Annotated in this window: 17 protein-coding genes and 2 pseudogenes; 14 read left to right on the forward strand and 5 right to left on the reverse strand. The window is 66.4% G+C overall.

Annotated features, from left to right (window positions below):
- Positions 1-91: 91 nt before the first annotated feature.
- The 3 genes from EV643_RS19365 to EV643_RS19375 form a co-directional block, all read right to left on the reverse strand.
- Complete coding sequence (locus EV643_RS19365; RefSeq protein ID WP_133801510.1) at positions 92-562, reverse strand: hypothetical protein; 471 nt, start codon at positions 560-562, stop codon at positions 92-94.
- Between the two features lie 733 nt (positions 563-1,295).
- A complete protein-coding gene (locus EV643_RS19370; RefSeq protein ID WP_133801511.1) occupies positions 1,296-1,661 on the reverse strand; it encodes a universal stress protein in 366 nt (121 codons plus the stop codon).
- 13 nt (positions 1,662-1,674) lie between these two features.
- A complete protein-coding gene (locus EV643_RS19375) occupies positions 1,675-3,099 on the reverse strand; it encodes a sugar porter family MFS transporter (protein WP_133801512.1) in 1,425 nt (474 codons plus the stop codon).
- A 203-nt stretch (positions 3,100-3,302) separates the two neighbouring features.
- Between EV643_RS19375 and EV643_RS19380 the strand changes: the two genes are divergently transcribed.
- The 11 genes and pseudogenes from EV643_RS19380 (at position 3,303) to EV643_RS19420 (ending at position 13,859) form a co-directional block, all read left to right on the forward strand.
- Positions 3,303-4,226: a TIM barrel protein gene (locus tag EV643_RS19380; protein ID WP_238165676.1), complete on the forward strand. Its 924-nt coding sequence runs from the start codon at positions 3,303-3,305 to the stop codon at positions 4,224-4,226.
- Positions 4,227-4,238: 12 nt separating this feature from the next.
- Positions 4,239-5,249 (forward strand): Gfo/Idh/MocA family oxidoreductase, encoded by a 1,011-nt coding sequence (locus EV643_RS19385; protein ID WP_133801514.1) that lies wholly within the window; start codon positions 4,239-4,241, stop codon positions 5,247-5,249.
- A 13-nt stretch (positions 5,250-5,262) separates the two neighbouring features.
- Positions 5,263-6,759, forward strand: a complete 1,497-nt coding sequence (locus EV643_RS19390) for a CoA-acylating methylmalonate-semialdehyde dehydrogenase (RefSeq protein ID WP_133801515.1) — start codon at positions 5,263-5,265, stop codon at positions 6,757-6,759.
- Between the two features lie 27 nt (positions 6,760-6,786).
- Positions 6,787-6,966 (forward strand): annotated as a pseudogene (locus tag EV643_RS46930) (sugar phosphate isomerase/epimerase); the annotation flags it as partial.
- A 31-nt stretch (positions 6,967-6,997) separates the two neighbouring features.
- A complete protein-coding gene (locus EV643_RS19395) occupies positions 6,998-7,630 on the forward strand; it encodes a sugar phosphate isomerase/epimerase family protein (protein WP_238165677.1) in 633 nt (210 codons plus the stop codon).
- A 9-nt stretch (positions 7,631-7,639) separates the two neighbouring features.
- Positions 7,640-8,590 (forward strand): 5-dehydro-2-deoxygluconokinase, encoded by a 951-nt coding sequence (iolC, locus tag EV643_RS19400; RefSeq protein WP_133801516.1) that lies wholly within the window; start codon positions 7,640-7,642, stop codon positions 8,588-8,590.
- The gene (locus tag EV643_RS19405; protein WP_133801517.1) at positions 8,587-9,501 is read left to right on the forward strand and encodes a Cgl0159 family (beta/alpha)8-fold protein; all 915 of its coding nucleotides are present in this window, start codon (positions 8,587-8,589) and stop codon (positions 9,499-9,501) included. The genes iolC and EV643_RS19405 overlap by 4 nt, the downstream gene beginning before the upstream one ends.
- Before the next feature lie 41 nt (positions 9,502-9,542).
- Positions 9,543-10,496 (forward strand): annotated as a pseudogene (locus EV643_RS46935) (thiamine pyrophosphate-binding protein); the annotation flags it as partial.
- A 205-nt stretch (positions 10,497-10,701) separates the two neighbouring features.
- Complete coding sequence (locus EV643_RS44915; RefSeq protein ID WP_202869633.1) at positions 10,702-11,370, forward strand: thiamine pyrophosphate-dependent enzyme; 669 nt, start codon at positions 10,702-10,704, stop codon at positions 11,368-11,370.
- A 41-nt stretch (positions 11,371-11,411) separates the two neighbouring features.
- On the forward strand, positions 11,412-12,473 hold the full coding sequence (locus EV643_RS19415) for a LacI family DNA-binding transcriptional regulator (protein ID WP_202869634.1): 1,062 nt from the start codon (positions 11,412-11,414) through the stop codon (positions 12,471-12,473).
- A gap of 150 nt (positions 12,474-12,623) precedes the next feature.
- The gene (locus EV643_RS19420) at positions 12,624-13,859 is read left to right on the forward strand and encodes an ROK family protein (RefSeq protein WP_202869635.1); all 1,236 of its coding nucleotides are present in this window, start codon (positions 12,624-12,626) and stop codon (positions 13,857-13,859) included.
- A gap of 7 nt (positions 13,860-13,866) precedes the next feature.
- On the opposite strand, the gene EV643_RS19425 is transcribed toward EV643_RS19420, so the two are convergent.
- Together EV643_RS19425 and mhpA are read right to left on the reverse strand one after the other, a co-directional pair.
- Positions 13,867-14,934 (reverse strand): alpha/beta hydrolase, encoded by a 1,068-nt coding sequence (locus EV643_RS19425; RefSeq protein ID WP_166665500.1) that lies wholly within the window; start codon positions 14,932-14,934, stop codon positions 13,867-13,869.
- Between the two features lie 65 nt (positions 14,935-14,999).
- Positions 15,000-16,538 carry a bifunctional 3-(3-hydroxy-phenyl)propionate/3-hydroxycinnamic acid hydroxylase MhpA gene (mhpA, locus tag EV643_RS19430; RefSeq protein ID WP_133801520.1) on the reverse strand — a complete coding sequence of 513 codons (1,539 nt, stop codon included), beginning with the start codon at positions 16,536-16,538 and terminating at the stop codon, positions 15,000-15,002.
- A gap of 256 nt (positions 16,539-16,794) precedes the next feature.
- Here mhpA and EV643_RS19435 point away from each other — a divergent pair, with 256 nt between their 5' ends.
- The 3 genes from EV643_RS19435 to EV643_RS19445 are packed head-to-tail and all read left to right on the forward strand — an operon-like array spanning position 16,795 to position 19,895.
- Positions 16,795-18,090 carry an ABC transporter substrate-binding protein gene (locus tag EV643_RS19435; protein WP_133801521.1) on the forward strand — a complete coding sequence of 432 codons (1,296 nt, stop codon included), beginning with the start codon at positions 16,795-16,797 and terminating at the stop codon, positions 18,088-18,090.
- 27 nt (positions 18,091-18,117) lie between these two features.
- Positions 18,118-19,056 (forward strand): carbohydrate ABC transporter permease, encoded by a 939-nt coding sequence (locus EV643_RS19440; protein WP_202869636.1) that lies wholly within the window; start codon positions 18,118-18,120, stop codon positions 19,054-19,056.
- Between the two features lie 2 nt (positions 19,057-19,058).
- On the forward strand, positions 19,059-19,895 hold the full coding sequence (locus tag EV643_RS19445) for a carbohydrate ABC transporter permease (protein WP_133801522.1): 837 nt from the start codon (positions 19,059-19,061) through the stop codon (positions 19,893-19,895).
- The last annotated feature ends 3 nt before the right edge of the window (positions 19,896-19,898 follow it).

The raw sequence follows: 19,898 nt of genomic DNA on the forward strand, positions 1-19,898 counted from the left end.
GCCGCCAAACACGGCAAGCACTTCTTCGACACCCTCGTCATGCTCGCCGAGGGCCGACCCTGGCTGCCCACACTTTCAACAACCTGACCAGTTACGGGTGCTCAATATCGCCGAGGCTGACCTGAGCGCGCCACTGGCCATTCGCGCTGAGTTTCACATCCTCCTCAAAGTAGATGCGCGGATCCTCATCATCTCGAACGGCCACAACTAGCGCTTTGTCTGCTGGCAATTTGCTTACAACTCCGGTGACGAGGGTACACAAGGGCACCTTCGCGTTCTCCTCAGGAGCTGTTATCGTTCGCTCCGCCGGCGGACTGGACTCGGTCGTCGGCGCAGCTGTCACGGTGGTTGTAACAGTTGTCCCCGCGCTGACAGTCGTCCCTCCAGCGTCGGCGCTGCTGCGCGAGGTCCCCTTGTATACACCGAACACCACGCCGCAGATCGCGGCCACGGTGCCGCATATCGCGGCAATTCTCTTGGTGGTCTCCTTCATTCTTGTCTTGGCCAGCATTGCTGCAACTGCTGGATCCGATCCGGTTGATCCGGATTGTTTCACCATCATTGGCAACACCCCCCGGTGAGGATTGTAGGGACGTAGGCTTGCCCCCGACAGAGGCAAGGGCTTGACTACGTGGCGTCCGGTACCTGTCGGGCGCGATGCGGCCCGGCCAGCGGTTGCGCGGCCCGCGGAGCGGAAGGCGATCCGTCGGCTGAAGGCCGCGGAAGGCTTGGACGGTTGGCAACATCCCGCTGTCAACCCCACAGTCTTGGCCAAGCCTCAGTCTGCGTCGCCCGGCCAAGGCCAGCAGGAGGTGCGTCAAGACGTGAGTAAACGGCTCTGCCAGGACTGTGCGGTCGGCTCTCGGAATCGAACTAGTCCTGAGCTCGGCTGCGCCGTCGTTGGTCGGCTGGCTCGCTATGGCAGCCCGGCGGGGAGTGCTCGAGGACGGATGATCGGCACAACTGTTGACGATTCACCGTGAGCGGCAAATTTGCAGGCAGGCTGGCGGCAAATTTGCAGTCTGGCTCTGTGGGAACTGGAGCCGTGACCAGCTTGGCCGCACGGCTCCGGGCAGTTAGAGGTCCGATCTTTGCGCGCTGCCCGCTCGCATAACGAGGTCCGAGATGCGGACCCACATCTCGGGTGGGCCGCACACCCGGCCCGCTTCTGAGTGTCGCAACGGCTCGCGCCAACACAAGGCGCCGCGCTCTCATCCGCGCTGAGTGTTGCAACCGAAGGCCTCGGGCCGGACCGGGGCCTGGGCGCGACCGCCGGTCTGGCTCGAGGGCTGGTGTCAGGCGCGGGCTTCGTTGATTTTTACTGCCAGTACGGGGATGGGGGACTCCAGTAGGAGGCGTTGGCTGATGCTGCCGAGGAGGGCTTTGCCGACGGGGGAGCGGCGTTTGATGCCGATGACGAGGCGCTGGGCGCGGTGTTCCTCGATGTCGGCGAGGACGGCGTCGGCGGGGTCGCGGTCGGACTTGCCGTGTCGTTCCAGGACGGTGACTTTGATCGTGGCCGGGATCGTCGAGGTGTCGAGTGGGTTGAGGGCGAGGTTGACTGCGACGAGGTCGGTGCCTAGGAGTTCGGCTTCGGCCGCGCCGGCTGCGAGTGCGGCGACGCCTTCAGGGCTGTCGGGTACGGCGACCATCACGGTCATGGCGTGTGCCTCTCTAGGCGTGGGTGGTCTTGAAGGAGTCCTCGAACTGCTCGAGGGTGACGCCGCGGGTCTCCGGGACCGAGGTGGCGATGAAGACGAGGGCGAGGATGCCGAGGCCGGCGAAGATGAAGAAGGTGGGCGCGATACCGATGGAGGAGACGACGGGCGGGAACCCGAAGGCGACGCCGGCATTGGCCATCCAGAGACAGAAGACGCACACTCCCATGGCGAAGCTGCGGATCTTCAGTGGGAAGATCTCGGCCAGCAGTAGCCAGACCAGGGGCCCGATGGTGCCCTGCATCGAGAACACGAACAGGACCGCGAACACCAGCAGCGCGTAGGGCTTGACCGAGTTGTCCGGCATCAACAGCGCAGCCAGTCCGACTAGAAGGTGGAAGCTGGTGGTAAGTCCGAATCCGCCGAGCAGCATCGTGCGGCGGTTGACCTTGTTCATCACCAGGATGCCGACCGAGATGCCTACGACACTGGCCAGACCGAACAAGGTGTTCCCGAGGATCGCGGCATCTGCGGAGAAGCCGGCCTCCTCGAGTAGTTGGCTGCCGTAGTACATGATCGAGTTGATCCCGGTGAACTGCTGGAAGACGCCGAGTCCGATCCCGACCAGCAGCAGCCGGCGGACCCACGGCACCGCGAGGTCGGCCCAGCCGCCGGTCTGCGCCAGCTTCTCCTCCTCGGCGAGCGCCTGTACTTCGGCCATCTCGGCCTCCGCGCGCTGTGGTGACCGAACCTGCCGGAGTACGGCGAGCGCCTCGGGATCGCGGCCCTGGGAGGACAGCCACCGTGGGCTCTCCGGCATCCGCAGCATGCCGACGAACAGCAGGATCGCCGGCGCGACGGCGACCAGCAGCATGAACCGCCAGACCGACTCGTGCTCGCCCCAGAGCTGGAAGATGATCGCGTTGATCACGAACGCCGCGAACTGGCCCGACACGATCATCACCTCGTTGCGGGTGACCAGACTGCCCCGTCGTTCGTACGGCGAGACTTCGGCCAAGTACACGGGGACTGTGGCCGAGGCGCCGCCGACGGCGAGACCGAGGACGAACCGGAACAGCGCGAGGATCTGCCAGGACGGTGAGAGTACGCATCCGATCGTGCCCACTGCGAAGATCGCCGCGAGCATCAAGATGTTGTGCCGGCGGCCGTAGCGGTCGGAGAGCCGGCCTCCGACGAGTGCACCGATGGCGGCGCCGAAGATCAGGATGCTGACAACGAAGCCCTCGGTGAACGCGGTGAGGCCGAGGTCCTCCTTCATCGGTGCGAGGGCGCCGTTGATGACACCGGTGTCGTAGCCGAACAGCAAGCCGCCGAAGGTCGCGACGACGGCGATGAGCCCCAGCCGTCGGGAGTGTGGGCCTGGTAGGTCGGCGGGTAGGGCCGAGTGCTGCGCCCCCGGTGCGCCGGTTGCTTGAGTCATGGGTCAACCTTCCGTACGGTTCTGCCCCCGCGGATCGTGGACTGGCGACGCACTAGCACGTGCCAGACTTCACGTTTGAATCGGGACAGTAGGTCCGAACAAAGGTGGCGTCAAGATCGAACGGCAAGTTGATTTAGCACGTGCTAGTAAGTGTGACGGCGAAGTCTTGACATTCACTAGCACGTGCTAGTTCCATGATTGACGTGACCAACCTTTCCAAGCTTCGTCTCGGTACCGCGCCCGATTCCTGGGGCGTGTGGTTCGCCGACGATCCGCACCAGGTGACCTGGGACGTGTACCTCGACGAGATCGCAGCTGTCGGCTACGTCAATACCGAGCTCGGCCCACAGGGCTTCCTGCCGCAGGATCCCGAACAACTCAAGGACGAACTCGCCAGGCGCGGACTCTCGGCGTGCGGTGGCACGGTCTTCGCCGGGCTGCATGAGGGACAAGGTGCGCTGCAGAAGGCAAAGGCGGCGTTCGGCCGGGAAGCCGAGTTGCTGTCAGCGCTCGGTGCGGAGTACTTGGTGCACCTTCCGGAGCAGTACACCGACATGCACACCGGCGAGGCGACGCAGGCTGCCGATATCAACCCGGAGCAATGGAAGAACCTGGTCACCGGGACCGACGAGCTGGCGAGGTACTTGTACGAGTTGTACGGCGTGAAGCTCGTGTTCCACCCGCACGTGGACACCCAGGTCGACACCCAGCAGCGCATCGAGCGTTTCCTCGAAGACACCGACCCGGAGTTGGTGAACCTCTGCCTCGACACGGGCCACATCGCGTACTGCGAAGGCGACAACCTGCAGATCATCAGGCGCTTCCCCGAGCGGATCACCTACGTCCACCTGAAGTCGGTGGATCCGGCGATCCGGGCACGTGCGGTGACCGAGAACCTGGCGTTGTCCGAGGCGGTGAAGCTCGGCGTGATGTGTGAGCCGCCGTACGGCGAACCCGACATGCCGCCGTTGCTCGAGGCGCTCGGCGAACTGGACCGCGACATCTTCTGCGTCATCGAACAGGACCTGTACCCGGTGGAGCAGCATATTCCGCTGCCGATCGGCGCGCGGACCGCCGGCTATTACGTCGGCTGCGGTCTCGGCCCGGTCCGTCGCTGGCCCTACTGAGAGGGGACACCCATGGCGCTTCGTATCGGAGTCATCGGCACCGGGATGATCGGCACTGATCACATCCGCCGGATCACCCAGGTGCTGTCGGGAGCGGAGATCGCGGCGGTTACCGACGCCAACCTCGACCTGGCCAAGCAGGTCGCGCAGGACCTGCCGGATACCGAGGTGTTCGGCGACGGTCACGATCTGATCGGCTCCGGTCAGGTCGACGCGGTGCTGGTCACCTCCTGGGGGCCCACGCACGAAGAGTTCGTGCTCGCTGCCATCGCGTCGGGCAAGCCCGTGTTCTGCGAGAAGCCACTGGCCACCACGGCAGAGGCCTGCAGGCGCATCATCGCCGCGGAAGTCTCCGCCGGCTGCCGTTTCGTGCAGGTCGGTTTCATGCGCCGGTACGACGCTGCGTATCGGCAACTGAAGGCCGTGATCGACTCCGGCGTGATTGGCGCTCCGCTGATGTACTACTCGGCGCACCGCAATCCCGACGTACCGAGCACGTACACCAGCGAGATGGCCGTCGTGGACACCGCCGTCCACGACTTCGATGTGGCTCGCTGGTTGCTCGGCGAAGAACTGGGCGCGATCCGGGTCCTGCCGGCGAAGCAGAACAGCCTCGGTGGCGGTCTCAAGGACCCGCTGCTGATGGTCGTCGAGACCGAGAGCGGCGTGCTCGTCAACGTAGAGACCAGCGTCAACATCCGCTACGGCTACGACATCCGGGGTGAGGTCGTGGGGGAGTCAGGCGCGGTCGCGCTCGCCGACCGCAACCAGGTCGACCTCCGGCACGCGGGCCTGCGCTCCGGCGGTGTTCCAGCCGACTGGCGGGAACGCTTCGCGGTGGCCTTCGATACCGAGTTCCAGGAGTGGATCGACACGATCGCGTCCGGCTCGGAACCAGTAGGACCGTCCTCGTGGGACGGGTACGCGGCCACCGTGGTCTGCGATGCGGGCGTGCGTTCCCTTGCCACCTCTGAGCGTGTACCGATCGTCCTCGGCGACAAGCCGGCGCTCTACCGAAACTGAATGGAGGCTCACCGTGAGAACGATCGAGCATTGGATTGGTGGAGCGTCGACGAGTGGTGCCTCGTCCCGGCGTGGACGGGTGTGGAATCCGGCGACGGGTGAACAGCAGGCGGAGGTCGTGCTGGCCTCGGCGGCAGATGTGGATACCGCCGTACAGGCGGCGAAGCGGGCGTTCGACTCGTGGTCGCAGTCGTCGCTGTCACAGCGGACGAAGGTGTTGTTCGCGTTCCGCGAGCTGGTGAACGCGCGGGTGCGCGAGTTGGCGGAGATCGTCAGCGACGAGCACGGCAAGGTCGTGTCGGATGCAGCCGGTGAGGTGCAGCGCGGGCTGGAGGTCGTGGAGTTCGCGTGCGGTATCCCGCAACTGTTGAAGGGCGACTACTCGGATCAGGTCTCGCGAGGCGTCGACGCGTTCTCGTTCCGCGAGCCGATCGGGGTGTGTGCGGGGATCACGCCGTTCAACTTCCCGGTGATGGTGCCGATGTGGATGCATCCGGTGGCGATTGCCTGCGGCAACAGCTTCGTGCTCAAACCCAGTGAACGCGACCCCTCGGCAGCAGTGCTGATCGCGGAACTGTGGGCCGAGGCCGGACTTCCCGACGGGGTGTTCAACGTGGTGCACGGAGACAGGGAGTCCGTCGACGCGTTGCTGGACCACGCGGATGTCGCCGCGATCTCTTTCGTCGGCTCCACGCCCATTGCGAGGTACATCCATCAACGCGGTACGGCGGCCGGGAAACGGGTACAGGCACTTGGCGGCGCGAAGAATCACGCGATCGTCCTGCCGGACGCCGACCTGGACTTCGCGTCGGGTCACCTGGTGGCGGCGGCGTTCGGGTCGGCCGGTGAGCGCTGCATGGCGATCTCTGCCGCCGTGGCCGTCGGTGCGGCCGGCGATGCGCTGGTCGAGGCGGTCAATTCGAAGGCGCGCGATGTCGTGGTGGGCGCGGGCCGGGACGAACGCAGCGAGATGGGGCCCGTGGTCACGCCCGAGGCGCGGGACCGGATCGTCGGCCTGATCGATGCCGGGGAGGCCCAGGGCGGGAAGATCACCACGGACGGCCGCGGCCTGGTTGTCCCTGGCCACGAGAACGGGTTCTTCGTCGGTCCGACCGTGGTGGATCAGGTCACGCCGGACATGGACGTCTACCGCGAGGAGGTGTTCGGCCCGGTGCTGTCCGTCCTGCGGTCCGACAGTGTGGACGCGGCGATCGATCTGATCAACGCCAACCCCTACGGCAACGGGACCGCGATCTTCACCGGCAGCGGCGAGGCGGCGCGCCGGTTCATGCGGGGCGTGAAGGTGGGGATGATCGGCATCAACGTTCCCGTCCCGGTGCCGATGGCCTATTACTCCTTCGGCGGCTGGAAGGACTCGCTGTTGGGTCAGTCCCACATCCACGGCCCCGAAGGTGTGGCGTTCTACACCCGTGCGAAGGCAGTCACCTCCCGCTGGCCGCACGTCGAGCACCCGGTCGACTCCAGCTTCTACTTCCCGACAGCGAGCTGACACATGAAGATTGCTCTCGATCCCTACATGTTCCGCAGTACCCCGCTCCTCGAGCTCCCGGCGCTGGTGGCCGATCTCGGCTATCAGTACATCGAGTTGTCGCCGCGGGAGGATTTCACGCCGTTCTTCCTGCACGCCCGGGCCGGCGACGACACGGTGAAGGAGTTCAAGAAGGCCTTGGACGCCGCCGGCGTGCAAGTTGCCTCGCACCTGCCGTTGTACCGCTGGTCGGGGCCCGATGAAGACGAACGCCAGGCCGCGGTGCGCTATTGGAAAACGCGCGATCCAGCTCACCGTGGACCTGGACTGCCGGGTGATGAACTCGGAGTTCAACGGCCGCCCCGAGCAGGCGAGCCGGAGCGAGGCGATGTTCTGGAAGTCGATGGAAGACCTCTTGCCGGTCTTCGAGCGCGAGGGCGTGCAACTGCGTCTGGAGCCGCACCCGGACGACTTCGTCGAGGGCGGCCTGACCGCGATCGACATGATCCGCGGCATCAACTCACCTTCGGTGTCGTTCCTGTACTGCGCCCCGCACACCTTCCACATGGGCGGGAACATGGCCGAGATCATGAGGTACGCCGGGCCGCTGCTGACACAGGTCCATCTGGCGGACTCGTTCGACCACCGCGCCTCGTCCGGCCTGCGCTACATCGTCAACCCACCGGGATCGACGGCCCGGATCCACCAGCACCTCGACATCGGTCAGGGGGAGGTCGACTGGGACACCTTCTTCGGCACGCTGGGTGAGCTGGGGTTCGGTGATCGTGAGGAGACGATCATGACGTCGTGTGTGTTCGCCTGGGAGGACCGCGCCCGCGAATCCGCCACGTACATGCGCGAAACCGTCGACAAGTACGTCGGGTCCTGGTGACAAACAGTGATGACAGATCTTGGTCTGCTGACGGTCGGCCGGGTCGGGGTCGACCTGTATCCGCAGCAGGCGGGTCCGCTGAAGGACGTGACATCGTTCGGCCGGTACCTGGGCGGCACGGCGACCAACGTCGCTGTCGGCGCCGCCCGGCTGGGACGCCGTACCGCCGTACTCACGAAAGTGGGGGCGGACGGGTTCGGCGACTACGTGCGCGAGGCGCTGAGCGAGTTCGGTGTCGACCCGTCGTACGTCGGAACTTCGCCCGAACTGCTGACACCGGTCGTGTTCTGCGAGTTGAACCCTCCCGAGGACCCGCCGCTGTTGTTCTATCGACGGCCGGTTGCTCCGGACCTGACCCTCACGTCGGACGACGTGCCCTGGGACCTGGTACGGGAGGTTCCGGTGTTGTGGGTCACCGGTACCGGCGTCAGTGTCGAGCCTGCCCGCAGCACACAGCTGGCAATGCTCGAGCACCGCGGCCGGCGACGGTGGACGGTGCTCGACCTCGACTGGCGTCCCATGTTCTGGTCTTCTCCCGAGCAGGCCCGACCCGAGTACGACCCGATGCTCGATCTGGTGACTGTTGTCGTCGGCAACCGTGCGGAGGTCGAGATCGCCACCGGAACCGCTGCCCCCGAACTGGCCGCCGATCGGCTGCTGGATCGCGGCGTGGAGCTGGCGATGGTGAAGCTGGGTGCTCGCGGCGTGCTGGTCGCCACTCCCGACGAGCGGTCCGTCGTGCCGCCGCATCGGGTCGAGGTGGTGTGCGGACTCGGCGCGGGCGACGCGTTCGGTGGAGCACTCGTACATGGTCTCCTGGCCGGATGGCCGGCGACCCGGATCGCCGAATACGCCAATGCGGCCGGCGCACTGGTCGCATCTCGTCTTGCTTGTGCCGACGCCATGCCCGCCGCGGCTGAGCTTGATGCTCTGCTCGCATCCCAAGGAGTGAGAGCGTGACAGGTCCTCTGCTCGACGCGGACCGGTGGCGCCGGCTGCTGCGCACTCGCGCGACCGATCCGTACGCAGTGAAGCGGGCCTACGCGACCCGGACCCAGCCGGAGCGAGTACTCAGCCCGCGCGGGACATTGTTCTTGGTGGCCGCGGATCATCCCGCCCGCGGTGCGTTGGCGGCTGGTGCGAACACGATGGCAATGGCCGATCGGCGCTCGCTGCTGGCGCGGCTGGTCGAGGCGCTCGAACATCCCGATGTCGATGGAGTGCTGGGCAGCCCGGACATCGTCGAGGAGCTGCTGTTGCTCGGAGCGCTCGAGGGCAAGGTAGTGATCGGGTCGATGAATCGCGGCGGTCTCGACGGTGCTACCTGGACGATGGACGACCGGTTCACCGGGTACGACGCGGCCGGCATCGCGGACTGCGGTTTGCAGGGCGGGAAGATGCTGCTGCGGATCGACGACACGGATCCGTCGACCGCGGGCACCATCGAAGCGTGCGCGCAGGCGGTGTCCGAACTGGCCGTCTGCGGGCTGATGGCAATGATCGAGCCGCTGCCGTATCACCGCGACGACGACGGCACACTGCGGTTGCGCAAGGATGCGCCCGCCCTGGCCCGTGCGATCGCTGTCGGCAGCGCGCTCGGCAGCACCAGCGCTCACACCTGGTTGAAGATGCCGTCCTGCGACGACCCGGTCACGGTGTTCGGTGCGACCACGCTGCCCTGCGTCGTGCTCGGCGGGGTACCGAGCCTGGACCCCGCCAAGGACCTTGAATCCTGGGGCGCCGCTCTGAACCAGCCTGTGGTGCGTGGGCTCGTGGTCGGGCGGGCGCTGCTGTACCCGCCGGACGGCGACGTACGAGCGGCAGTGGACGCGGCCGCGAAGATCCTCAGTGCAGCGGAGGCGGCGGCATGAGCGCGCTTCGCCTGACGACGGCGCAGGCGCTGGTTCGGTGGATGATCGCGCAGCGCTCGGAGCTCCTCGACGGGACCGAAGTACCTTTGTTTGCAGGGGTCTTCGGCATCTTCGGGCACGGCAACGTCCTCGGCCTGGGCACCGCTCTGTACGACGTCCAGGACGAGCTTCCGACCTGGCGTGGCCAGAACGAGCAGGGCATGGCTCTGGCGGCGGTTGCCTACGCGCGCGCAACCGACCGCCGGCAGGTCATGGCGGCAACCTCCTCCGTCGGACCTGGCGCGCTCAACATGGTCACGGCCGCAGGAGTCGCCCACGCGAATCGCTTGCCGATATTGCTACTGCCAGGCGACACCTTCACAAGCCGCGCACCGGATCCCGTCCTGCAGCAGGTCGAGCACTTCGGCGACCCGACCACCACGGTCAACGACGCGTTCCGCCCGGTGTCGAGGTACTTCGACCGGATCACCCGCCCTGAGCAGCTCGTGACCACCTTGCCTCAGGTCGCCCGCGTCCTCACCGATCCGGCTGACGCGGGTCCCGTCGTCCTGGCGCTGCCGCAAGACGTGCAGGCCGAGGAGTACGACTTCCCGATCGCGATGTTCCAGCACCGGCTTCACGTCGTGGACCGGCCTCGCCCGGACCGCGACGCGCTCGCATCCGCGGCCGCCGTACTGCGAACCGCACAGCGACCGCTGCTCGTTCTCGGCGGAGGCGCGCGCTATTCCGGCGCTGCCCGCGAAGCGCTCGCTTTCGCCGAAGCGCACCACCTGCCGGTCGTGGAGACCGTGGCCGGGCGCACCCTGGTGCCACATGACCACCATCTGTACGGCGGGGCGCTCGGCATCATCGGCTCCACCAGCGCCAACAACCTCGCCGTGGCGGCAGACGTCGTACTCGCCGTCGGCACACGTCTACAGGACTTCACCACGTCGTCGTGGACCGGCTTCGCCGCGGACGCGCGGATCATCACCGTGAACACCGCTCGCTTCGATGCGGTCAAGCACGCCGCCCGGGCGGTGGTCGGCGACGCCCGCGAAACCCTCGACGAGCTCACCGCGAACCTCGCCGGCTGGACCGCGCCGACCGCCTGGATGGCACGGGCAGCCGAAGAGAAGGCGACCTGGGACGCCCAGATCGACCAGTTGCGTACCGGCGGCGGACCCCTCACCTACGCGCAGGTCGTTGGCGCCGTGAACGATGCCAGGCCCGGACGACTACGTCCTCACCGCTTCCGGCGGCATGCCCGGCGAAATCCACGGTGGCTGGCGCACCGGCGACGTCAAGCCCGGCACCACCTCCGGCGCCACCATGGACCTCGAATACGGCTTCTCCTGCATGGGGTACGAGGTCGTCGCGCCCTGGGGTGCGGCCATGGCTCGCGCGACGACCCATCCCGACGGCCTCGTCACCGCGCTCTTCGGCGACGGCTCCTACCTGATGCTCAACTCGGAGCTCTACTCCGCCGCCTTCTCCGGCCACCCGTACGTCGCCGTACTGTGCGACAACGGCGGGTACGCCGTCATCCACCGCCTGCAAACCAACCAAGGCGCCGCCGGGTTCAACAACCTGCTGACCGATTCCCGTGGACCGGGGGCCGACGGCCTCCGCGTCGACTTCGCCGGCCACACGAAAGCCCTCGGCTGCACAGTCGAACACGTCACGGAAGGCACCGACGCCTTCCGCGCGGCCTACCAACGAGCTCGGCAGGCAGCCCGGACCACCAACCGCCCCGCTGTCGTCGTCTGTCACACGCACCCGTCGTCCTGGACCGAGGCCGGCGCCTGGTGGGAAACCGGCGTACCCGAGGTGCTGGCCGGTCGCACCGGCTACGAGGACGGCAAGGCGCGGCAGGTTCGGTGGTTGTGAAGGATTAACCTCCTACAGTGGTGGCGAGCGAAGGAGGACCGATGAGCAGCGACGCGGCCGAGACGCCTCGTCCGCCGACAATGGCCGACGTCGCGGCTCATCTCGGCGTCTCACGTCAGCTCGTCTCGATCGTCCTGCGCGACCAGCCCGGGGCCAGCGACGAGACCCGCCGCCGAGTGCGCGAGGCTGCCCGAGAGCTCGGCTTCAGTCCACACGGCGGTGCCAGGTCGCTGCGCCGAGCGCGCAGCAAGGATCTCGGCGTGATCTTCGCCCCGGCCCACTCCACCGAGCCCGAGATCGTCGAAGCCATCTACCCGGCGGCCGCGGCCCGAGGGTACGACGTCGTGCTCAGCGCCGAGACGGCGACTCGGAGTACCGAGCAGGCGGTCGAGGAGCTGCTGGGCCACCGCTGCGCTGCGCTCATCGTCATTGGCTCCGACCTCAAGCACGCCGGACTCAAGGCGGTTGCCGAGCGAAGTCTCGTACCGCTGGTCGACGTCGGCTACGGCCGGCGCAACCAGTTCTACGACGTCGTACGGTCGTCCGGCGACAAGGGGATCGAGGAGCTCGTCGAGTACCTCGTGGAGCTCGGGCACCGGCAGATCGCGTACGTCGATCCCGCGTCGATGCCGCCCGGCAGCCTGCGCCGCCGGGGTTACGAGCGTGCGGTCAAGCGCCTGGACCTGCAGAGCGACATCGTGTCCGTGCCGGGCGACTACACCGAGGCCAGCTACTTCGACGAAGTGGGAACCGCTGCCGGACGAACCCTCCTCGCACGGCGTCGGCTGCCGACCGCCGTGATCGCGCCCAACGACGACACCGCCGTTGGCCTTCTGCACACCCTGATCCGCATCGGAGTACGCGTTCCCGAAGATGTGTCGGTCGCCGGCTTCGACGACGCGCCGATCGCGCGGTTGTCCTCGGTGGACCTGACCAGCGTGCGACAAGATCCCGAACTCATGGGCGTCTCCGCTGTCGAGGCCGCCGTACGCCGAATCGAGAAGCGGGAGGAGCGACCCCGCGAGACCGTGGTCGAGACCTCCCTGGTCGTCCGGAGCAGCACCGCCGCACCCAGTCGACGTCAGCGTCCGTCACGGCGATGACGGCCGGTCTGCGCGACGTGATGGGAAGTCCTGCCTTCCCCTGTCGGTTCGCTCGTCGGTGGTACATCTGTCGAGTATCATCATAAGTATGAGCAGCGATGGCGGCGGCGTGCGATGGTGAGGCCTGTCGTTTCGGCCAGGGACGGGCTGGTGCTCACGCACATCTTCGATCTGGTGCGGACGGGACGAGCGCGGACGCGGGCCGAGCTCGGGGACATGACCGGTCTCGGTCGCACGATCATCAACGACCGCTTGCAAGAAGGCATGGAGCTCGGCCTCCTGGCTGAAGGTGATCTGGTCCCTTCGGGTGGGGGCCGTCCTTCGCGGACGGTCCGCTTTCGCTCAGAGGCCGGGCTGCTGCTCGGTGCCTCACTCGGAGCGATGGAGTGCCGCGTCGGCCTCGCAACGCTCGACGGAGAGCTGCTCGCGACCGAGGTCGCCGATCTCGACATCAGTGGTGAACCGGACAGCGTGCTCGGACGGGTGAACGAGATGTTCGAGGACTTGTTGGCGCGAGCGCCAAAAGGTCGTGCCCCTGTGTGGGGGATCGGTATCGGTGTTCCCGGACCGGTCGACTTCCGGACCGGTCGCGTGGTCGCGCCGCCGAGTATGCCGGGTTGGGACGGTTTCGAGATCCGTGGCTGGTTCAGGTCCCGCTACGAGGCGCCCGTCTGGGTGGACAACGAGGTCAACCTGATGGCCTTCGGTGAGTGGGACCGCGCCGAGCCTGATGACAGTCGGGATCTACTGTTCGTCAAGGTCGGTACCGGAATCGGCAGCGGACTGGTAGCCGGTGGCCGACTCCATCGGGGGGTCAGTGGAGCGGCCGGTGACATCGGCCATATTCGCGTGACCGACGACCCTCAGGCGATCTGCCGTTGCGGCAAGACGGGGTGTCTGGAGGCGGTGGCAAGCGGTTGGGCCCTCGTTCGGCAGTTGACCGCGGCCGCGGAGTCGGGGGAGAGCAGCTTCCTCGCTGCGCGGCTGGCGAAGCGTGGGCGCCTGACGTCTGAGGACATCGGCGATGCTGCTGCGAGTGGTGACCCCAGCGCCGGGGAGGCTGTGGCGCGAGGAGCGGCTCAGGTCGGACGTACGGTCGCCGGCATCGTCAACTTCGCCAACCCGGGCCGACTCGTTCTCGGCGGTGGCGTCCTGCGAATCGGGGACTTGTTCTTCGAGACCTTCCGTGACTGCGTCCTGGAGGGAGCCATTGAGCTCGCCAGTCGTGGGCTGAGCATCCGCAAGGCCTCGCTGAACTTCGACGAAGGCGTGTACGGCGCGGTCTCGCTCGCGATGCACCGCCTCTTCAACCGTGACGCACTCAACGTGTGGATTACCAACGGCTCGCCGGTGGGGTCGGCGATCCGGCTGCAGCGCGCCAGCTGACCCGGCCCTACTGCGGCGGGCCGGAGCCCAATCGGCTTGCGAACCAGTCAGCCATCACCGCGTCGCGCTCCTGCGCGTGGTTGTAGAGCGTGTGTTCACCATCGGGCCAGATCAGCAGGGACGAGTCGTGATGGGAGCTTCCGGCCATGAATCGGCTGGCGTTGTCCTGGGTCACCAGGGCGTCGGCGACGCCGTGCAGAAGCAGCAGTGGGGCGGACATGCTGTGACGGTCGGGGAGGAAGGCGAGTCGACCGAGCGCCTCGTTGGCTCGGCTGGAGTCCGTCGTACCGACGAAGGCGAAGATCTGCTCGCGTGCTGTACGGATGTCGGGCAGTTCGAGAGTCGACGGCGCGCAATTGATCGCGCACGCCGACACGAGTTTGTTGCCTGCGGCAACGCGGGCTGCGATCATGCCGCCGAAACTGTTGCCGTAGACGCCGACCGGTGCATCGGTGAGGCGTCGGTCGGTTGCCGCGAACTCGACGAAGCGGTCGTAGCCGGTCAGGGTGGCCTCCGCGCCATAGATGCGTGAGGTGAGGCGGGTGCTGCCTTGACCGGGGCCTTCGGCAAGGATGCAGGCCAGGCCCCTGGCCGTCAGAGCTTCGGCGGCTGAGAGGTAAGCCGCGCCCCAACCGCTGAGCCCGCCCCACGCGACGACGGTGCCGGTGACGGTGTCGTCGGGAAGGACGAGCCAGCCCTCGAGCGTCCCGTCGGCGTAGTCGATTCGCAAGCGCTCCAATCCGCCGCGATGGATCGCGTAGCGGCCGACAGCGCTTTGGAACTCTTCGTACAGGACACGTTTCTGTGGTTCGTCGAAGGTGATAGGTATCTGGGCGACGTTGAGTGCTGCCGCGGCCGCCAGCGCGGCGTCGCGAGCGGTGACGCCTCGGCCTCGATTCGCGGCTTGATCGGAACGAGCCAGTTGGCGGCGGCCGATCTCAGTGGCCGCGCTCGTCCAGTCCTCCCCGTTGGCGGTGCGCCAGAGGAGTTCTCGCGCGTCGGCGGGCTCCATCCCGTAGTCGGTGATCCGGGTGTACGGCATGGCGCGGTGCCACTCCCGCGCCGGGTCGTTCAACTCGGCTGGGTCTGGTACTGATCCGCCTAAGGTGACTGATGTCGGTCGGTGCAGCGGCGCCATCGTCACGGAGCAGCCACGCGTCCGTGGAGGGCGACGCCCAGACTTTGGATGAGGTCCGATGCTTCGGCCGCGGCCGCCACTCCGTAGACGATGTGATCGGGGCGAATGAGAGCGACGGCTGCACGGTTCTCCTCCAGGAGTTGTGTGTAGCGGCCCTCCTCGTCCGTTGCCGACCCGAGGTCGAGGACCTTGACGTCCAACGCTGTGAGCACTTGGCGGTCGTCCTCGGTGATCGCCGCGAGCCCGTCCGAGGTCGCGATCAGGCGGAAGCCGCCACCGAGCACATCATCACCGCGACCGCTCCGCCCGTCGATGGTCAGCCGCCCTTGCGGTGCCACCGTGCCCGCGGCCTCGTCATCGCTGTGCAGAACACCGTCGAGCAGCCGAGGGAACGGGGCGGGGCCGGCAGCGGATCCGTCGAGGAACGCCTTGTCCCTGGCGGCTGCGGCCTCCGGATCCGTGGTGTTCGCTATGCGTCCGAGTGCTATCGACGACTGAACCACGAAGTCGGCGTGAGGCCGGCGCTCCGATTCGTAGGTGTCGAGCACTTGCCGGCCGGCCAAGCCGCGAAGCACCAGGTCGAGTTTCCAGGCGAGGTTCGCCGCGTCACGGACGCCGGAGCAAGCGCCCTGCCCGAGATAGGGCGGCATGGTGTGTGCGGCATCGCCGGCGATGAAGACCCGGTCCGATCGCCACTGGTCGGCCACTCGCCCGGTGAAGGCGTAGCGCAGATAGCGGAGCGGACGAAGGTCCTGCGGGCCCAAGCCATGCGTCTGTTCCAGCCAAGCCCAGCAGGTGGAGATGTCCGCGAACTTCTCCGGGTCCTCGCCGGGCAGGACGGCGAACTCGAATCGCTGGCGGGTTCGTCCGATGCCCATGTACATGTGGCCGCGCGCCGGATCGCAGTACTGCTTGGCGAGCGCGAACGTCTCCGGCATCGGACGTAACCACTCCGCGTCGAACGTGACCCACGTTTCGTGGAAGTCGTACTCGGTCACGGGAACGCCCAGTGCGGCACGCACGCTGCTGCGGTTCCCGTCGCATCCGATGACGTACTTCGCCGCCACGACCTCGGCTCTGGACTCGTCCGCGTGGCGGTCGACGAACGGGGCGACGGTGATCCGTACGTCGCTGGTTTCCTGAGCGAGCCCGGTGAGAATCCACCCTTGGCGGAGCGTGACGTTGGGCAGGCTGCGTAGCCGCGCGTCGATCGCGACCTCGATGTCGGGCTGATAGATCGAGTTGTGCACGGGATAGCCCTGGTTCCCCATCGGGGTCGCCATGGACAGCAGCACGTCGTCATCGCCGTTGACCCACTCGTAGACGGTCGGCGAGGAGTCCGCCAGCGCGCGATCGATGTCGCAGATCTCCTGGAGCGTGCGCGCGGTGTCGTCGTCGACGTGGGTCAGACGCGGAAGGCCGTACAGGCTCGGCCAGCGCTCGATGACGATCACCCGATGCCCGGCTTGGCCGAGCAGGGCCGCGGCGGTCATTCCAGTGGGACCGTAACCGACGATCGCCACGTCGTAGGAGTTCTTCACAGTCTGTCTCCACGCGAAGGAAGAAGTTGGCGACCGATCGGTCCCGCCACTGACCGTGGCAGCGTAATCTTTTGCTGTTACTGAGCACAAGACTGAAGATGAGATCAGATCTACGATCAAGGCAGTAGAAAACTTACGCCTCTTCTTCTGTTGTCAACGTGCAGAAGTGCTGCAATCATCAGATCGGTCGCCGACAGTCGGTGACCGGGCCCTGGTTCAGGGGCAGGGTGACAGCAAGCCCGAAAGGCTGAGCACCATGAAGAAGCGCACACACCGAAGGGGGAGGCGACCGGCCGCGACTGCCGCGATGCTCCTGATCAGCGCCGCCGCGCTCGCCGGTTGCCAATCGGCCAGTAGTTCTGACGGGCCGGTCACGGTCCGGTTCGCGGTTGAAACCGGATTCGGCAAGACGAGTCCCTACGCCCAGATCATCGACGGCTTCAACAAGTCGAACACCCAGAACATCAAGGTCGAGCTCACCGAGATCCCGACCGACAGCTACTTCCAGACGGTCAGGACCATGTTCCAGGCGGGCAACGCGCCTGACGTGGTGTGGGGGTCGCCGGGCACCGGAGCGGCGAACGCGCTCGGTGTCTTCGCGCAAGCGGGCCAGCTCGTGGACCTGTCGAAGGAGCAGTGGGCGTCCGCCTCCGTTCCGGACAGCGCGCACGATCTGTACTACGTCGACGGCAAGCTCATCGGGGTGCCGGTTGACGTCGCGCCCATCCCACAGGTCGTCAACGCGACGGCCTACAAGAGCCTGCACCTGGACTTCGCGAAGACCTACGACCAGCTCCTGCAGCAGTGCGCGGCGGTGCGGAAGGCGGGACGCACCTCGCTTCTGGGCCTGGCCGGATCGCAGCCGACGAACACCGGCCTGATGGGGCTGGAACTCGCCGCGTCCCGCGTCTACGCGAAGGATCCGGACTGGAACCAGAAGCGTGCGTCGGGGCAGGTCACGTTCGCCGGCTCACAGGAATGGCGCGACACCCTGCAGGCTGTCGTCGACCTTCACAAGCAAGGGTGTTTCCAAGGCGGTGCCGAGGGCGGTACGCCGGAGACGGTGACTCCGGAGTTCACCAAGGGCAAGATCCTGGGGATCTTCGCCCCCGCGAGCATTGCGACCGACCTGGGCAGCCTCGCGCCGACTTCGCAGATTTCGGTGGCTGTCTTCCCGGGCACAACAGAGCGGGACACGTTCCTGTTCGCTTCGCCGAGCAACGCCTTGAGCATCAACGCATCGAGCAAGCATGTCGACGCTGCCAAAGCCTTGCTGGAGTACTGGATGCAGCCGCAGCAGCTCGACAAGTTCGCCGCGCTCAGCGGCAACGTGTCACTGACCAGTGTTCTCCACGGCCGGCCGGTGTCGAAGAAGTACGCCGGGCTCGCGACGTACCTGACCGATCCGGCGCGAAACGCGCCACTGCCCTCCCTGTTCTGGCCGAATCCCGACATCTACAACAAGCTCGGCGTCGGCATCCAGGGTTTGCTCACCGGGCAGGCAGAAGTGGACAAGGTGCTCCAGGACATGGACGCGGCTTGGCAGAGCTAGGCCGTCAAGCAACCGAAAGGAGGCGTTATGCGCTCCGTAGCCGTCCCGGCGACGCGCGTCGAGGTGGTCGAGACCGAGGGAAAGGCTCGCCGAGCAGGCCGGCGGGCCGGCGGCTCCATCGCGGTGTGGTGGTGGGCCGTGCCCGCCGTAGTGCTCACGATCGGGATCCAGTATCTGAGTGTGGCCGCCGGCTCGGTCTACGCCTTCACGAACTACCGCGGCTTCGGCAAGGCCACGTTCGTCGGCTTCGACAACTTCGTCAAGATCTTCCATTCACCGGCAACGACCCGGGCTTTGTGGAACACACTGTTGCTGGCGGCATGTTTCGTCATCTTCACCAATGTGATCGGCATGGCTCTCGCCCTGGCACTGAACCGCCTGCTCAAGTTGCGCTACTTCCTCCGCGTGCTGATCTTCCTGCCGGTCGTGCTGAGCCCGCTCGCCGTCGCCTACGTGTGGAAGTTCATCTTCCAGCCCAATGGTCCGCTGAACGGCATGCTCAGGACCGTAGGACTCGGTGACTGGGCGACGGCCTGGCTGGGCAATCCCGCAACCGCGTTCTCGACGATCGCCGTCGTGGTCGTGTGGCAGAACATCGGTCTGGCCATGGTGATCTATCTCGCGGGCCTGGCGAATGTGTCGCCGGAACTCGAGGAGGCGGGGGCGGTGGACGGGGCAGGCCCGGCGGCACGGCTCTTCCGCATCGTGCTGCCGTTGTTGCGACCGACGATCGTGATCGCCTCGACGTTGACGCTCATTCAAGGGCTTCGGGTGTTCGACCAGGTGCAGGCGCTGACCGCGGGTGGCCCGTACGGCGCCACCGAGACCCTCTCGACCCTGGTGTACAAGGAGACGTTCGTCAACGGAAAGTTCGGATACGGGTCGGCGTTGTCGCTGCTGCTGACGGTGCTCATCATCGCGGCCGCACTCCTCCAGAACGCGGCGCTGCGCTCGAGGGGAGATTGACGATGCATCGCTACACCAAGCGGACGCTCATCCTCGAGATCCTCACTGTGATCGTGGCGCTGGCGCTGATGATCCCCTTCTTCTTCCTGGTGAATCTCGCCTTCAAAGGCGACACGGATGCCTTTCTCTCGCCGGCTGTCGCACCTCCCAAACCGCCGACGCTGTCCGCGTTCGCGGACGCATGGGCGGGAACTCCCACCGGCAACATCCCGCTCGGGCTGCTCAACAGCGTTATCGTCACGGCAGGGTCGCTCGTGGTGCTGATCGCGCTCGGATCGCTGGCAGCGTTCACGATCACGCGTATACCCGGCAGGCTGAGCAGCGCCCTGTACGTCCTGTTCCTCGTCGGCATCATCCTTCCGTTTCTGCTGGGGCTGGTTCCGCTGTACGTCGTGATGCGGCAGCTCGGACTGGTCGGCACCCTGCCCGGCATGATCATCCTGTACAGCGGCCTGCTGATGCCGCTGTCGGTGTTCCTCTACACAGGTTTCACGCGGTCGTTGCCGCGGGAATACGAGGAGGCAGCTCAGGTCGACGGGTCCTCCAGCCTTCAGACCTTCGTCCGGATCATCTTTCCGCTTCTGCGGCCTGCGACAGGCACCGTTGCCATCCTGGCCGGGTTGATCATCTGGAACGACTTCTTCACCGCGCTCATCTTCCTCATCGGATCGAGGAACGCGACGTTGCCGGTGGTCATCTACGGCTTCGTCGGCCAGAACGTCTCGGCGTGGAACGTCATCTTCGCCGGGATCATCCTCTCGATGATCCCGGTCCTGCTCCTCTACCTGTTCGCGCAACGCAAGTTCATCCAAGGCTTCGCCGGTGGCATCAAGAGCTGATCT

The organism is Kribbella caucasensis (assembly GCF_004361855.1).
GTDB lineage: Bacteria > Actinomycetota > Actinomycetes > Propionibacteriales > Kribbellaceae > Kribbella > Kribbella caucasensis.

What these genes read in the sequence shown, in the direction of transcription:
- EV643_RS19365 (WP_133801510.1), bottom strand. Translation starts at nt 562, where the DNA reads ATGATGGTGAAACAATCCGGATCAACCGGATCGGATCCAGCAGTTGCA.
- EV643_RS19370 (WP_133801511.1), bottom strand. Translation starts at nt 1,661, where the DNA reads ATGACCGTGATGGTCGCCGTACCCGACAGCCCTGAAGGCGTCGCCGCA.
- EV643_RS19375 (WP_133801512.1), bottom strand. Translation starts at nt 3,099, where the DNA reads ATGACTCAAGCAACCGGCGCACCGGGGGCGCAGCACTCGGCCCTACCC.
- EV643_RS19385 (WP_133801514.1), top strand. Translation starts at nt 4,239, where the DNA reads ATGGCGCTTCGTATCGGAGTCATCGGCACCGGGATGATCGGCACTGAT.
- EV643_RS19395 (WP_238165677.1), top strand. Translation starts at nt 6,998, where the DNA reads ATGAAGACGAACGCCAGGCCGCGGTGCGCTATTGGAAAACGCGCGATC.
- iolC (WP_133801516.1), top strand. Translation starts at nt 7,640, where the DNA reads ATGACAGATCTTGGTCTGCTGACGGTCGGCCGGGTCGGGGTCGACCTG.
- EV643_RS44915 (WP_202869633.1), top strand. Translation starts at nt 10,702, where the DNA reads ATGCCAGGCCCGGACGACTACGTCCTCACCGCTTCCGGCGGCATGCCC.
- EV643_RS19415 (WP_202869634.1), top strand. Translation starts at nt 11,412, where the DNA reads ATGAGCAGCGACGCGGCCGAGACGCCTCGTCCGCCGACAATGGCCGAC.
- EV643_RS19435 (WP_133801521.1), top strand. Translation starts at nt 16,795, where the DNA reads ATGAAGAAGCGCACACACCGAAGGGGGAGGCGACCGGCCGCGACTGCC.
- EV643_RS19440 (WP_202869636.1), top strand. Translation starts at nt 18,118, where the DNA reads ATGCGCTCCGTAGCCGTCCCGGCGACGCGCGTCGAGGTGGTCGAGACC.
- EV643_RS19445 (WP_133801522.1), top strand. Translation starts at nt 19,059, where the DNA reads ATGCATCGCTACACCAAGCGGACGCTCATCCTCGAGATCCTCACTGTG.